13 protein-coding genes are annotated in these 14958 nt (G+C 62.3%); 3 read left to right on the top strand and 10 right to left on the bottom strand.

Features of this window, described 5'->3' with window-relative positions:
* Positions 1-478: 478 nt before the first annotated feature.
* A complete protein-coding gene (locus ABIE33_RS35455) occupies positions 479-787 on the top strand; it encodes an I78 family peptidase inhibitor (protein ID WP_429133751.1) in 309 nt (102 codons plus the stop codon).
* A 125-nt stretch (positions 788-912) separates the two neighbouring features.
* Here the strand turns inward: ABIE33_RS35455 and ABIE33_RS35450 are convergent, their stop codons facing one another.
* The 5 genes from ABIE33_RS35450 to ABIE33_RS35430 all read right to left on the bottom strand — a co-directional run bounded on the left by ABIE33_RS35450 (position 913) and on the right by ABIE33_RS35430 (position 7525).
* The gene (locus tag ABIE33_RS35450) at positions 913-1740 is read right to left on the bottom strand and encodes an ABC transporter ATP-binding protein (RefSeq protein ID WP_429133750.1); all 828 of its coding nucleotides are present in this window, start codon (positions 1738-1740) and stop codon (positions 913-915) included.
* A gap of 94 nt (positions 1741-1834) precedes the next feature.
* On the bottom strand, positions 1835-2557 hold the full coding sequence (locus ABIE33_RS35445; protein ID WP_429133748.1) for a hypothetical protein: 723 nt from the start codon (positions 2555-2557) through the stop codon (positions 1835-1837).
* Between the two features lie 2 nt (positions 2558-2559).
* A complete protein-coding gene (gene fhuB / locus ABIE33_RS35440; RefSeq protein ID WP_429133746.1) occupies positions 2560-4515 on the bottom strand; it encodes a Fe(3+)-hydroxamate ABC transporter permease FhuB in 1956 nt (651 codons plus the stop codon).
* A complete protein-coding gene (locus tag ABIE33_RS35435; protein ID WP_429133756.1) occupies positions 4512-5366 on the bottom strand; it encodes an iron-siderophore ABC transporter substrate-binding protein in 855 nt (284 codons plus the stop codon). Before ABIE33_RS35435 ends, fhuB begins: the two co-directional genes overlap by 4 nt.
* 65 nt (positions 5367-5431) lie before the next feature.
* Positions 5432-7525 carry a TonB-dependent siderophore receptor gene (locus tag ABIE33_RS35430; protein WP_429133744.1) on the bottom strand — a complete coding sequence of 698 codons (2094 nt, stop codon included), beginning with the start codon at positions 7523-7525 and terminating at the stop codon, positions 5432-5434.
* A 192-nt stretch (positions 7526-7717) separates the two neighbouring features.
* Between ABIE33_RS35430 and ABIE33_RS35425 the strand changes: the two genes are divergently transcribed.
* The gene (locus tag ABIE33_RS35425; RefSeq protein WP_429133742.1) at positions 7718-8641 is read left to right on the top strand and encodes a LysR family transcriptional regulator; all 924 of its coding nucleotides are present in this window, start codon (positions 7718-7720) and stop codon (positions 8639-8641) included.
* Positions 8642-8897: 256 nt separating this feature from the next.
* Here ABIE33_RS35425 and ABIE33_RS35420 read toward each other — a convergent pair whose 3' ends face one another.
* Positions 8898-10028 (bottom strand): citrate synthase, encoded by a 1131-nt coding sequence (locus tag ABIE33_RS35420; protein WP_429133740.1) that lies wholly within the window; start codon positions 10026-10028, stop codon positions 8898-8900.
* 73 nt (positions 10029-10101) lie between these two features.
* Here ABIE33_RS35420 and ABIE33_RS35415 point away from each other — a divergent pair, with 73 nt between their 5' ends.
* Positions 10102-11190, top strand: coding sequence for a citrate synthase/methylcitrate synthase (locus ABIE33_RS35415; protein WP_429133738.1), 1089 nt, complete (start codon positions 10102-10104; stop codon positions 11188-11190).
* A gap of 232 nt (positions 11191-11422) precedes the next feature.
* Here the strand turns inward: ABIE33_RS35415 and ABIE33_RS35410 are convergent, their stop codons facing one another.
* The 4 genes from ABIE33_RS35410 to ABIE33_RS35395 all read right to left on the bottom strand — a co-directional run.
* Positions 11423-12244, bottom strand: a complete 822-nt coding sequence (locus ABIE33_RS35410; protein ID WP_429133754.1) for an alpha/beta fold hydrolase — start codon at positions 12242-12244, stop codon at positions 11423-11425.
* A 137-nt stretch (positions 12245-12381) separates the two neighbouring features.
* Complete coding sequence (locus ABIE33_RS35405) at positions 12382-14019, bottom strand: MFS transporter (RefSeq protein ID WP_429133736.1); 1638 nt, start codon at positions 14017-14019, stop codon at positions 12382-12384.
* Positions 14016-14417, bottom strand: coding sequence for a DoxX family protein (locus ABIE33_RS35400; protein WP_429133753.1), 402 nt, complete (start codon positions 14415-14417; stop codon positions 14016-14018). Before ABIE33_RS35400 ends, ABIE33_RS35405 begins: the two co-directional genes overlap by 4 nt.
* Before the next feature lie 73 nt (positions 14418-14490).
* The coding region (locus tag ABIE33_RS35395) for an amidohydrolase family protein (protein WP_429133734.1) at positions 14491-14958 on the bottom strand (468 nt) is incomplete at its 5' end.

Raw genomic sequence — 14958 nt, 5'->3', positions numbered from 1 at the left:
CAGCCAATCAGCATCCGCCAATCAAGGAAACCTCTAGAACGAAGGACATCGTCGCCAGCAGCGCCGCCGCCCTCGTCAGTGATCGGGCTTATAGAGGAGCCGCAGCGTGGGTGTCAACAGGCAATTTTGCAGAAATGACATAAACTGCTCTTAGGGCCTGAATCAGGACGCCAAGGCCTTGAGTTTTCCCAAGTTGAAGATGCCCGAAGAATCCGTTCCCTCCAGTCCCCTAATCGATATGGATGGAGAAAAATGGGATATGGAAACGAACCGTAAGCGCCCTACCCCGCTGCTGATCGTCTGCAGAAGGGTCTTGGCAAAGGTCAGGCTGCAAATCGATGCGCGCGCTGCCGCGCCATTCGCGAGCTTCTCGAGCATGCCTTCGACGCCGTTCAGATAGTTGGCAAGGTCGCCGCCGCAAGCGTCTCGCTGCCGCCTTATTCGTTTGATTGTTCGACACTTTCGACATGAAAGGATTGTGCCTTTGATTTACGCCCGTCAATTCGCTGCACTTGCCGCAAGTCTTCTCCTGCTTGCGGCCGCCGGTTGCCAGAAGGAACCCGAATCCACGGCTCCCCAAGCGGCAGGGCCTTGCAAGCCCGAGGTTGCGGAGACCTTGCCCGGAAAAGACAGGATTTCCGATGAGGACGCAAAACGGATAACGGGTGCGACGATCGTCCGGCAGCTGAAGCCCGGGGACCCGGCTACGATGGATTTTCGGCAGGAGCGCGTGACGATCGAAACGGATCCGGCCACTGGCAAAATCGTGCGCGCGATGTGCGGATAGACGTCGTGTAAGACATGAAATGGCCGGCCCTTCCTGGGCCGGCGTTCACACTGTGTTTGAAGGCGCCATCGACGCGAAATGGACCGCCCGAGCAGATCTCATAAGGGTCATCACACGGGGGCAAGTCACAACGGCAAAAATTGCGGCAGTGCCGCCAGCGCACTGCCCGGCCGGCTGAAGACGTCCATGTCGACGCCATATATCCGGCGCAGACGCTCCGGTGTCATGATGTCGGAGGGCCGGCCTTGCGCGACCTGTTGCCCCGAATGAAGCGCGACGATTTCATCACAGAACCGCGCGGCCATATTGATATCGTGCAGCACGATCACGACGCCGGTGTTCCGTTCCGCCGCGAGCCGACGGACAAGCGTCAGAACCTCGATCTGGTGGGCGATATCGAGAGCCGAGATCGGCTCATCCAGCAACAGGCAGTCCGCGTCCTGGGCGACCAGCATCGCCAGCCAGCAGCGTTGTCGCTCGCCGCCGGACAGCATGTCGACCGGTCGGTTCGCAAAATCTGCGATATCGGTCAGTTCGATCGCCTCGTCGACCTTGCGTCTATCTTCGGCGCCGAAGCGGCCCAAGGCCCCGTGCCAGGGGTAGCGCCCGAAAGCAACGAGCTCCTTGACGAGCAGCCCCGGAGCCGGCGGGGTCTGCTGCGGCAGATAGGCGACTTTCCGGGCGAAGGCGCGGCTGTCCATCTGGTCCAGAGCAACGCCATCGTAAGCGACGCGGCCATGGCTGGGACGGTACTGTCGCGCCAGTATCTTGAGAAGCGTCGACTTGCCCGATCCGTTATGCCCGATCAAGCCGTGAACCTGCCCTTTGCCGAGCTGGAATGACACGCGCGCCAAAAGTTCACGACCGCCGATATCGAATGAAACCTGCTCGATGGCGAACATGGCCGGGATACTCGGCAAAGCTGCGTCAAGCGCCTGCTGCACGGCTGTCATAGGCAACTCCTCCTCATTGCTTCAGCTGAGGCTGGCCGCTTCCACCCCGGGGGAAAGCGATCGGATTCTGGCGGTTGGTTGCTGTCGCCGCGCGTCATTGACTGGAGCATGTTACCCCCTGATGTCCACATGATCTGGTGCGGGTGCGGCGCGGCATCGACAGAGGACAAGCCACCTGGCAGCGGTCAAGCGCCGAAAGCCGGTCACGCAAACAACAGACGCGCCTGACCGGCGGGCTCCGGTCATCGTAGGAAACGGTGCTTGCGAACCTCGGACGGCGTGCAAGGATGCCATCGCGTACCGTCTCCAGCAGTTCGTCTTTGCCACTGCCCGCCGCTGCGGCAGACAGCAGGTGCATCGAGCGCCAGAAGACGAATTCGGCGTTGCTGCGATGCAATCGCTCCTTCGTCCCGGTTCGCTCGCAGCATTCGTCGACGATCAAGTCCACATGCTCGATTATCGATGTCAGGGCCGGCTCGAGCTCGAGTGTGCCCGGCACGATGAACCGAGAAACCGTCGCCATGCTGGACAATTCAGTCGCCACCTGGTGGGGGCGAATGTCGAGCCAGCGCTCGGTCAAGACGCCATAGGCGAAGAACGGCCGCAAAAGACGCGAGAAATATCCGTAGGACCACAGCGAGGCTGCGGCGAGGCGATCCCCCGGACCCCATTTCCGGAGGATGCCATCGACGCCGCGCTCGATTGCCGTCTTGTCGTCGAGCAGCGCTTTCAGCGGCATGCATCGAGTGCCGGGATCAACCGCGACCAGCGCGACGCAGTCGGTAAAGGGCGCAGGCAGAGCCGGAAGATGTCGCATGCTCATTTCTCCCTGCCCAGTTGCCAGATCAGGTAGGGTGCACCGACGAGGGCTGCGAACAGCCCCAACGGTAATTCATAGGGAAAGGCAATCGTGCGGGAACCGAAATCCGCTGCCGCCATCAGCATGGCTCCAAGCACGAACGAGGCAAGCACATGCTGGCGAGCCGTCACAAAACCTGAATGATAGGCGATATGCGGGCCCATCAGCCCGACGAAACTTAATGGTCCGACCAGCAGAGACGCTGCCCCTGTTGCCGCCGCGGCAATCAACAAGATGCTCGTCCGCGCCCAACGTTGCGGAACGCCAAGCGCCGTATTGACGGCGTCGCCGAGCGGGAGCAGAGCCAGCCAGCGAGACAGAACGAGGGTGGCAAGCAATGCCAGCACACTTGTCAGCGCCAAAAACAACGATGGCCCGGCACCCACCGTGGCGGCCGACCCGCCGAGCCAATTGAGGATCTGCCAGGCACGCTGGTCGCCGACGGCCATCAGGGCGCCGAGTATCGATGAGCTGATGGAACTGATGGCGACGCCGGCAAGCAGCAAACCGCCCGACTCGAGGTTTCTCCGTTGCGCGTAGACAAGGACCAGGACCGCCGCGAGACCAGCGCCGAGACCCGCGCCGACGAACAGCTCGGGCTGCCCCGCCAACGGGACCAACGTCAGAACGGCCGCAAAGCCGATGCCTGCACCGCCGCTGACGCCGAGCACTTCTGGGCTGGCCATTGGGTTGACCGTCAATCGCTGCAGCAATGCGCCGGCCAAGGCGAGCAACCCGCCGGCCGCGCAGGCGGCGAGCAGGCGCGGCCAGCGCATCGGCAGGATATCCTGCAGGTCGGCGGCCGACAGCCAGAACCAGCCATCCTGCTGACGCCCGACACCGATGGCCAGGACGGCGATCACGACCAGCGCTGCGATACCCAGCTTCAAGGCCAACATGGGATTGCGAATTTCGACGGCTTGTCCGGTTTCCGAGTGCGGGCCGCTCCTGATTTTCGGGAGCAGGATCAACAGCAATGGGCCACCGATCAATGCGGTAATCGCGCCTGTTGGGAAGTTCTCGCCTGACGCACCCGACACGATCTGAATGACGCCGTCACAGATCCAGAGCAGCAACCCGCCGGCAACAGGCGCGAGCATGGTCGCCGCCACCGGGCTTCTGGCGCCAGACGCCCGCACGAGATGGGGTGCGGCCAGACCGATAAAACCGACGAGCCCGACGCTTGCCGATACACCGGCGCACAGAACGACGCCGATGGTCGCAACCATCACCCGGATCCAGACGACCGAGACGCCGAGCGAAGCGGCAGCGGCGTCGCCAAGGCCGAGCAGGTTCAAGGGACGCGTGAGCGCGATGGCAAGAACCGAGCAAACCGTCAGCAGCAGTGCCAGCGATTGCGCCGCCGACCAATCCTGCTGGCTGAGCGACCCGCCGCTCCAGGTGACGAGTGACATCAGGTATTCGCCGCGCGACAAGGTTAGCGCGGCCGAAACCGCGCTCGCGGTGATACCGACGAGCAACCCCGATATGACCATCGCGACCGGTTCGAAGTTGCGCCGACCACCGAGCGTGAACACGATAGCGCCCGCGGCAGCGGCGCCGGCCAATGCCACAAGCTCCCGGTTGGTATCGACCAAAGCCGGCGCAAAGAGGGTCGCCGCAACGATCGTCAGTTGAGCGCCGGAGGAGATGCCAAGCGTCGACGCGTCCGCGATCGGGTTGCGTAGAACCTGCTGAAACAGGCTCCCGGCCAAGCCGAGCGCGGCACCGGCGAGGAATGCAACCGCGCCCCTCGGCGTCAGCGCATAGGCAAGAATGATCTGGTTGGTATCCATCCCGTCCGGTGCGAACGGCCAGCCCGGCCACTGATGGATAGGCAGGAACGACAAGAGGACATAGGTCTGGAGCCCGATCGCCAGAACGATTGCGGAAAGGAGGTAGGCGGGGCGCGTCATGGAGCACTCGGCCCTGGTGCCAATGCCTCGGCCAGCAGCCGGGCAAAGCGCATGCCGGCACAGATGCCGCCATAGGGATTGACGTTATCGAGGAAGTGCAGCCGGCCCTTGCGCACCGGCTCAAGCGAACGCCAGATCATGCTGTTTCGAAGCGTTGTCCTCGCCTGCACCGGAACCTCCGATACGACAACGATGCGCGCATCGGGTCGCGATGCCAGCGTCTCCAGCGGAACCGGCGCGGCGAAGGTGAACTTTGATTGGTCCGCCCAAGCGTTCGTCAGTCCAAGGCGCACGAGAATATCACCGAACATGCTATCGGAACCGAACGCACGAAAGTGCCGGGCGTCACCGATATTGATGACGTAGACAGGCGTTTGCGATGCGACCACCAGACGTGCGCGCAAATCGGCGAGCGTGCGCGCTTGCCGGTCGAGAACGCGCTCTGCTTCCGCTTCGCGCGAAAGCAGCTTTCCGAGCGCACTCACCGCCAGGAGAGCCTTTTCATAGGGTGGCTCGCCACGCTCGTAAAACGGCATCGAGACGACAGGCGCGATCCCTTCGAGCCTTGCCCGCTGCCGCGCGTAAAAGGGAGAAATGAGGATGAGATCCGGTTTCAGCAGAAACAGATACTCGAAATTCGGCGATCCCCTCAGGCCAAGGTCGGCCACGCTGGCAGGGATCGCGGGCTCGACTGCGTCGCTTCGAAACTGGATGAGCTCCGTCGCGGCGATGGGCGTGACACCCAGCGCCATCACCGTCTCCAGCATCGCCCAATCGATCGCCGCAATGCGCGCATAGGCCTGCGCCGAGGCAGCCTTCGGAAAGGACGCAAGCGCCATTAGCGAAAGCATCTTCCGGCGCGTCAACTGGAACGCATTTATCGCTTCGGTCACCATGCCTGCCTGTCGCTACACCCTCACCAGGACAGGCTCAAACGGCCCATCACGGTGCGTCCATTGCCATAGGTGCAACCGAACGTCCCGCAGCTCGAGAGATATTCCTTGTCGGTGAGATTTGCCAGATTGAGCGAAGCCTTGATATTGTCCTTTTGATAGTGGACCGAGGCATCAAGCAGTGCCACGGCATCAAGCTCATAGGTGTTTGCCGTGTTGCCGTAACGTTCACCGACGTAGCGCACGCCGCCGCCAATGCCGAAGCCTTCGGCCACCGAGCCTTCCTCGAACGTGTAGTCCAGCCAGAGGCTCGCGGTATTCGTCGGCACGTTGTCGAGCCGATTGCCGTTATCCGCGCCGCCGATGATCTCCGTGTCGGTATAGGTATAGGCTGCTCTCAGATCCAGTCCCTCCGAAAGGCTCGCCACGCCTTCGAGCTCCAGGCCACGCACCCGTACTTCGCCGATCTGGGCCGTCATCACGCCCCCCGAACCGTTCGGCACCTGAGTCGGCACGTTCTTCTGTCGCAGGTCATAAAGGGCGGCCGTCAGGAACCCGTTCCATCCGTCAGGCTGGTACTTCACGCCGATCTCGGTTTGCTCGCCGCTCGTCGGTTCGAGCGGGCCGCCGGTCGCAGGAACCGGAACGGGCTCGAAGGAGGTGGAATAGCTGACATAAGGCGCGATGCCGTTGTCGAAGACGTAAGCCAGACCAGTCCGGCCGGTCAGCTTGTGGTCATCCTTGTCGAGCGGCCTTGCGACGCCGGTGTTTCGGTTGGTCGACGTGCCCTGCGTCTTCGCCCAGTCCTGGCGCAAGCCAAGCGTCGCCCGCCAGTTCTCATAGGCAAGCTCGTCCTGGATGTAGAGACCGACCTGGGTCATTTGGGAGTCGACGGCCGTGTTGGTCGTTGCCGTTGGCGACAACACGATCGGCCCGCCATAGACAGGATTCTGGGAGTTGAGCGGCGTCGCCTGAAAGAACTGGGTGGTGACGTTGTTGTTGAAGTATCGGTAGTCGAGGCCGACGAGCAGCGTATGCTCCACCGCGCCGGTCGAGAATTCGCCCTGCAGGTTGTTGTCGACACTGAACGTGTTCAGCTGTTCGTCCTGGAACGTGGCGTTTCTACGGATGGTGACGCCGTCGGGCAGCACTCCGCCGGTCAGCGACGACATGCCGAGCGCCTGGTACTTCCAGTCGAGGTTGGAGTAGCGCAGGTTCTGGCGGAACGTCCATTGGTCGTCGAACTCGTGCTCAAACTCGTAGCCGAAATTCGCCTGGTTGCGGTTCGAGCGATCGAAGCTTTCATCGCCGACGTAGAAATCGGGGCCGAGCGGATTAGATGAATTGAGCGTCAGCGCGACCGGCAGGGCCGAAGGAGAACTCGGATTGTCGTGCTGCAGGCTCGTCAGGATCGTAAGTGTCGTACCCTCGTCCGGCTTCCATGTCACCGCGGGCGCGATGAAGTAGCGGTCGTTGTCGAGCTGTTCGACCTGCTGGTTCGCGCGGCGGGCGACGCCTGTGAGCCGGTAGGCGAAGTCCCCGTCGTCGATCACGGGGCCGCCAACGTCGAAGAACGTTCCATAGGTGTCGTAGTTGCCGAGCTGAACCCCGATTTCGCCGAATGGTTCAAAGACAGGACGCTTGCTGCTCAGGTTGATGATACCGCCCGGATTGCCCTGGCCGAACATCACCGAGGCGGGCCCCCGCAGCACTTCCACCCTTTCAAGTCCGTAAATCTCGAATGGCGGTGCACCTGCGGTGCGCATCTGGCGCAACCCGTTCAGGAACTGGGATTGACGACCGTCGAAGCCGCGAATGCGCGGCGCATCGAAACGGGCATCCGCACCATACGGCTCGCCCGAGACACCGGCGCTATAGCCAAGCGCCTGGCCGAGCGTCTCGACGCCCTGCGCCTTCATCTGGTCGGCGGTGATGACGGATATCGACTGCGGCGTCTCCAGAAGCGGCGTTCCGGTCTTGGTGGCGGTCGTGGCGGTCTTGGCCACGTACCCCTTGATTGGTCCCCTGGGATCTTCCTTGCGATCGGCGCTGACGGCAATGGGAGCAAGTGCCGTAGGCCTTGCCGCATCCTGTGCAGCGGCAACACCAACAACCATGGCAGTTGAGCCCAAGAGCGATGCGAACGTCAGGCCAGACGCTTTGTTCCAGTGCACGGACGGTCCTCTCGATCTTTCTCGTCGATAAAACTTGACAATGTTAGTCATCTTAGTAGACGGGATCGAAGCGCTGGTCCAATAGGATGAACGCGGAAAATTCAGAACCCGCACTTATGAAACGGGATATGGCTGATGAGCCAGGCGGCAAACTTCGAACTGCGACATCTCAGGTATTTCGTTGCCCTGGCCGAAGAGCAGAATTTCGAGCGGGCAGCCGCTCGGCTCGGCATCGCACAACCGGGCCTCAGCCAGCAGATGCTGAAGCTGGAAGCCATCACCGGCGCGTCGCTGCTCGACCGCAGTCGACGATCGGTGCGCTTGACCCTGGCCGGCCAGATCTTCCTCGAAGAGGCATACAAGATCCTTACCCAATGCGAAGCGGCATCGGCAGCAGTCACGCGTGCAGCGCGTGGTGAGAGTGGTCGCATTTCGGTCGGCTATGTCGCATCGGCCGCCTATACCGGCGTCTTGATCGAAACATTGGCCCGGTTTCGCGAGAGCCATCCCGGCGTCGAACTGAACCTCATTGAGATCGAGATGCGGCTGCAGTTGCAGAAGATTGCGGAAGGGACGCTGGATTTCGGCTTTATTCGCCCTCCGGCGGCCATCCCGAACGGCATCGTCACAACGCTGATGCTGCAGGAGCGTTTCGTCGTCGCCCTGCCCCACTCGCATCGGTTGGCCGACCTGCCGACCGTCGATCTCGCCTTGCTGCGCGACGAAGTATTCATCACACCGCGACAACCGGCCGATGTCGGCTTTCACCGCAATACGCTGGTGGCCTGCCAGGAGGCCGGCTTCAAACCCAATATCGATAGCAGGGGAAGAGACTTCACGACCATTGCCAGCATGGTGGCGGTGGGGCTCGGCGTCGCGCTCGTGCCGCAGTCGCTTGAATGCGTGCGGCTGCCAAACATTGTCTACGTGCCGGTTTCCGGTTGCTCCATCAGGTCGGAGCTTGCTGCAGCCTACCGAAAGGTCGAACCCTCACCGGCAACGCGCACGTTCATTGCCCATTGCCGCAGGCTGAGCACGGTCCTTTGCGAAAAGCCATGAGCATCTGAGTTCAGACGCTAGCTCAAGCCGATGATTAGCTCCAATTCACAAAGCGGGGGAATTGATCTTGAAAATAAACTAATAGGCACGGCCCGTCTTCGAAATCCTCGATGTGGCGCGTCATGACGATCACTTCGGCGGATCGCATTGCCCTATGCAGCCGCACGCCAAGGATTGGCCGCCTTGCTAGCCATCGCTGACCCATTTCGCAGGATGGCGGCCGGGGAGACGAGGTCGAACGGCTTCAGCGCACATTTCACTTTCCGGCGTAGCGTGCTCGTGGGCGGATCAGGTGTCCGCTTTCCACCTGCTCCAGGGCATGGGCAAGCCAGCCGACCGTGCGCGACAGCGCGAAGATCACCATCGGCGCCTCGTCGGGCAGATCGAAGGCGGCGGCGAGCGAGGCCAGTGCGAAGTCGATGTTAGCCGGCTCGCCAAGAAGGTCTTCGCCTGCTTCGGCCAAAAGACCATAGAGGGGCGGCGCCTCGAAACTTGCCATGATCGCCTTGGCGCGTGGATCGCCGTGGGGATAGAGCCGGTGGCCGAAGGCCCGGACGACCCCTTCCGAACCCAGCATGCCGCGTATCGCCTCCCGGACGCCAACGGCGTTCGACCGCTCTACAAGCTGCGTGACGCTGAGCCAGGCCCCGCCATGGCGGGGACCTGTCAGCGTCGCAAGTCCGGAGAGGACAGCAGCCGAAAGAGCCGCACCAGACGAGGCGGTGACGCGTGCCGCAAACGCGGAAACATTGAGTTCGTGCTCCGCCGTTAACACCAGCGCCTTTCGGATGGGTTCGATCGCCGCCGGTCGTTTCCAGCCGAGTGCCAGCCGCCGATGCAAAGGCAGCGGCTCCGGCCACGGCGCCAGCGCCGCCGCCACGGTCGACAACACATCGGCGGCCTCAATCCTGAGGATGGGCGAGGCACGACCAAGAGCCGGCAGGTCGTCAGCCACCCGCGCGGCAAGGCTGACAAAAGCTGCGGCCAAACGAGATCGATCCGCCAACGCACCATTGGCCGCATGAACAGCGACTGTCGGTGCTTGCCAGAGCAGGGCCGCGACCTGTTCCAGGTCGGCTCTCAACGAGAGTTCGACCGCGTCATGGCCACGGTAAGACAACCGTCCGTCGGCAATGCTGGAGATCGTCGTCGGCAGGACCGGATCGCCCCAGCGGATCGCCTCGGCTGCGACGGCCGATGCGCGCGGGCGGCCGGCGTGACGCTCCGCAAGCCGCCTCACATCATCAGCCTGATAAAGGCTGCGGCGCGAGTCGAGCGGATCAGGCTTGGCGCGTATGCGCCCGCGGCTGACATTCGCATAAAGTGTCTGCGGTTTGGTGCCGAGTTGGCTGAGCGCCTCCTCAGCGGTGATCCAGAGCGTTTTCATATTGATCGAATTTATCAAGATTGACGTCAACACATCTACGCGGGACCATTCTTCCGGTAAAGGAGAAACGTCTATGAAAAACGGACTTGAAGATGTCGTTGCCGCCGAAACGCAGCTTTCCGATGTGGATGGCGAGGCGGGTCGACTGATCATCCGCGGTGTGTCCCTCGAGCACCTGGTTGAGGGCGCGAGCTATGAAGATATCATTGCCCTTCTGCTTGACGGCCTGATCGAGGGAAACCTGCAGCAGGAGGACCTGCGCCAACGCCTGGGGCATATGCGGACAGATGTCTTCGCACATATCCGGACTATCGACGACGATATGCTGGAATTGCCACCCGTCGACATCATGCGCGCACTCGTCGCGCGGCTGCCGGACGGTGACGATCTTAAGGCCGCGCTCCGCCTGCTTGCTGCACCCGCCGTCTTCCTGCCGGCAATCCTGCGCCTGAAGAATGGCGACGAACCGGTTGCCCCATCGCCGTCGCTCTCCCAATCGGCGGACATTCTGGCAATGCTTGACGGCAGGATGCCGAGCGCGGAAAAGATCAAAGCACTTGATGCCTATCTCGTGACGATTTCCGACCATGGCCTTAACGCTTCGACTTTCGCTTCGAGGGTGATCGCTTCCACTGGAGCCGGCCTCACCTCATCGGTTCTCGGGGCGATCGGCGCCCTCAAGGGCCCACTTCATGGCGGCGCGCCCGGACCGGTATTGGACATGCTGGATTCGATCGGAACACAGGAGAACGCGAAAGCATGGCTCAACCAGGCGCTTGATCGCGGCGAACGCCTGATGGGGTTCGGCCATAGAGTATACCGCGTCCGCGATCCCCGCGCCGATGCGCTGAAACTTGCTCTGAAGCCCCTGGTAGACGCCGGTCAGGTTGATCGGGAACGCACCGAGCTTGCAAGCGCAGTCGAGCAGGCGGCGCTTACGATCCTGAAGGAGCGCAAGCCGGATCGGCCGCTCGACGTCAATGTTGAATTTTATACGGCACTGCTGCTCGATGCGTTGGGCTTCCCGCGGGATGCCTTCACCGGCGTCTTCGCCGTCGGCCGCACCATCGGTTGGATTGCGCACGCACGCGAGCAGGTACTCAAAGGTCGCCTGATCCGCCCGCGCTCCATTTATGTCGGGCCGCTGCCACAGGCTGCCTAGTGCATGTTTGCTTAAATCGTATTCGATTTAAGGATAAAAACATGCAGCAATTCAAAGTGCTACAGTAACCTTTGCGCGTCTGAGACGCGCGGCGCTGTAGGTCGCTGCCATGGCGCCTACGGCGGCAACCGTGCAACCCATCCATCCGCTTTGTTCAGCCTTTGCCGGACAATTGATGGAGCCGGATCGAAAATCCGGCTCCATCGCCTGCATGACGGAGGCACGCCCGATATCAAGCCTTGATGAAGGCCAGAACGTCGGCGTTGAACCTGTCGGGTTCGATCTGGGCGAGGCCATGCGCTCCACCCTTGTAGACGATGAGCTTGGCGTCTTTGACGATCTTGGCCGTCTTTGCGCCGGAGGCGGCAAACGGAACGATCTGGTCGTTATCGCCGTGGATCACCAGCGTCGGGCGATCGATCTTCTTCAGGTCGTCGGTATAGTCGACCTCGGAGAATTCGCGGATGCAATCATAGTGGCCCTTGATCGAGCCGACCATGCCCTGAAGCCAAAAGGATTCGCGAAGCCCTTCATTCATCTTCGCGCCTTCGAGGTTGAAGCCGTAAAAGGGCAGAGTGAGCTCCTTGAAGAACTGCGAACGATCGCTTGCCGTGCCCTTGCGGATGCCATCGAAAACCTCAATGGGGGTGCCTTCTGGGTTTTCGGCAGTTTTGAGCATGAGCGGAGGGACCGCGCCGACGAGAACCACCTTGGCAACACGGCCGCTGCCGTGACGGCCGACATAGTGGGATACCTCACCGCCGCCGGTCGAATGCCCGATCAGGATGGCCTCTTTCAGATCGAGTTTCTCAATCAGTTCGGCCAGATCGTCGGCATACTGATCCATGTTGTTGCCGTCCCACGGCTGATCCGAACGACCATGGCCGCGCCGATCATGGGCGATGACACGGTAGCCGTTCTGCCCGAAGAACAGCATCTGGGCTTCCCAAGCTTCGCCCGTTAGCGGCCAGCCATGGGAGAAGACGATCGGCTGTCCCTTGCCCCAATCCTTGTAGAAGATGTTGGTGCCGTCCTTGGTGGTGATGAAACTCATGGGTGTCTCTCCATCTGAAGTTGAGATCAGGGTCTGGGCGCCAAGGCCGAGGCCGGGCAGAAGCAGGCTGGCGCCAACCGCGCCGCCGGCCTTGAGCACGGCGCGGCGGGCAACTGGAAAAAGCGCGTTCCAATCTGTCATGGCGTTTCCTTGATGTTGTCTCTCGCCTGCGTCGATCGTTCCGGGGCAACGGTCAGCAGGTGGCGAACCAGGGGAGCCGCGTCGCCGCGATGGAACTTGCGCACCTCCTGCTGCAGATCGGCATCTGCCTTGGAGACCCGCCGATGCTGACGCAGGTGCTCGGCCCAGGATTCGACGAAGAACCACTCGACCATGATCTCGGGGTCAGCAGTGTCTTCCGTCACGCCCCAGCCATAGGCACCGTCCCGCCGCCGTTCCGAAGAAAGCCTGTAAAGCGCGCTCGTGAATGCCTGCCGATCGGCAGGATCGACGCGATATTGGATGGTAATCAGCACAGGGCCGCGGTCATTGTCGACCGGCGATGCGGTCAACGGCTCAGGCCAATGGTTGGAAGCGACCAGATCTGCCTCGCCGGTCGGCAGCTTGACGAGGTGAAACACCACGCCCACGGCCGCAAGCCCGGTGGCGCCGACCAGAAGCGTCGCTGGAACGCCAATAAGTTCGGCTATGGCGCCCCAGGCCAAGCTTCCGGCGGTCATCGCGCCGTTGAACACGGTGAGGTAGACCGCAAGCGCCCGACCGCGCACCCAGTTCGGCAGGATCGCCTGGGCCGTGCCGTTGAGCGTCGTCAGCGCCGCTATCCATGCGGCCCCGAGGCTGAGCAAAAGGACGATTGCCACCCATTGCGGCGGAGCAAACGACAGCCCCGCCATGACGAAGGCTGTCGTCAGCGCGGCAGCGAGCAACAGCCCATCTGCGCTGAGGAGCCGGCGCAGCCGCGGCATGACGAGAGCGCCACCGATCGCGCCGGCACCGACGGCACCGAGAAGGACGCCGTAAAAGCCGGCATCCCCACCAAGCAGGTTGCGTGCGACGAGTGGCAGCAGCGCCCAGACGGCGCTCGAAAACGCGAAGAAGACGGCAGCGCGCAGCAGCACCACGTGCAGTTCGCGGCTGGCGCGCGCATAGCGCAGACCCGCACGAAACGCGCCGGCGAACTTTTCCGACAAGGCGTCATCCGCACCCGGTGCACGCCGCCACCAGAGCAGGGCCGCGATGACGAAGAGATAGCTCGCAACGTCGGTCGCATAGGTGATGGCCGCACCGAAGCTCGCAAGGATCAACCCGCCGACAGCAGGCCCGATGGCACGCGAGATGTTGATGCCGAGCGAGTTCAGAGCAACGGCACTCTTCAACTCCTGCCGCGTGACGAGTTCGGGAACGATCGACTGCCAGGTGGGCGCCATCAGTGCCGCACCAATGCCGCCAAGAAAGGTCAGCGCCACGAGCGAGCTGACGGACTGCAAGCCAGTTGCCGAAAGCAGCATGAGCCCGATGCTGACCGACGCCAGCAGAAGCTGGATGACGATCAGGAACCGGCGGCGATCAAGGATATCAGACAGAACGCCCGCAGGTATCGCAAGCAGGAAGATCGGCAACGTCGCCGCCGCCTGAACCATGGCAACGGCCGCCGGAGCGCCGGAGAGATCGGTCACCAGCCATGAACTGGCGACGTCGCGGATGAAGCTGCCGGTATTGCCGATGACGGTGGCCACCCAAAGGACGGCGAAGACGGGTTGGCGCAGGGGCGCAAAGCCGCTAGTGCCCGGCGGCGAGGTGACGTTCTGTGTCATGACCGCCTTTCGCCTCCCGCCTCGTTTCGACGGTCAAGATCGTACCACGCGACCAGCAGGAAGGCGCCGGCCAGACCCAGATGCTCAAAGAACGCGTTGGTCGCCATGAACCGTTCCTGGCCCGGGGCCAGCTCCCAGAAGCGCAAGGCGATAAAGGTAGCGGCGAGCGTGAACGCGGCAAGGCCAAGCGCCGCCAGCCAGCGCAGAATACCGGCGAGGATCATCGCCGAGGCGAGCAGTTCAAACACGATCACCGCCACCGCGAACAAAGCGGCAGGCTGCAGCCCGAAATGATTCATCTCGCCAATGGCGGCGTCAAAATCGAAGATCTTCGTCAACGGCCCCTGGATATAGGCGGCGCAGAGCCCCAGGTGAGCGATGAACCGAATGGCGGGCATGGTCAGAAACGGCCGCACGCCGGCTGCCAGTCGCGTCGCGATCGACGGGGAATATGTCATTGCGGCTCCTCTCTCACACAGCCCAGCAGGCGCAGCCGAGCGCCCCGAAGAAACCCTTGAGATCGGCGATCGGCAGTTTCGAGGTCCAGGCGCCGGCATGGTCGTGACCGTGGACATTGCAATCGTTCAGGCATCCGCAGGTCGAGATCGCGGTGCGGCGAAGGCTTCGTTTGCCGGCCCCTTCCGGTTCACCCCAGGCGGCATAGCCTTTGAAGCTGCGCACCGGCGACCAGTCGGGCATGGCCGGCGGGACGTCGTTTTCATCGAGCGCCTTGAAGTCGCCGGCGGCGTAGACGATCTTGCCGCCGACCATGGTGAGGTCCGAGGTCAGGAAGGAGATCTCGTCTTCGGCGCAGGAAAAGAAATCCTTGTCGGGGACGACGAGGTCGGCGAACTGGCCGTTTTCGATCCGGCCCTTCTTGCCCTCCTCGTTGGAAAACCAGGTGACCTTTTCCGTCCACATCCTCAGCGCCGTCTCGCG

Origin of the sequence: Ensifer sp. 4252, assembly GCF_050434565.1 — a bacterium.
Classification (GTDB): Bacteria; Pseudomonadota; Alphaproteobacteria; order Rhizobiales; family Rhizobiaceae; genus Ensifer.
Note: the sequence above shows the minus strand (reverse complement) of the source record. Positions and strands in the feature narration are given on the sequence as shown.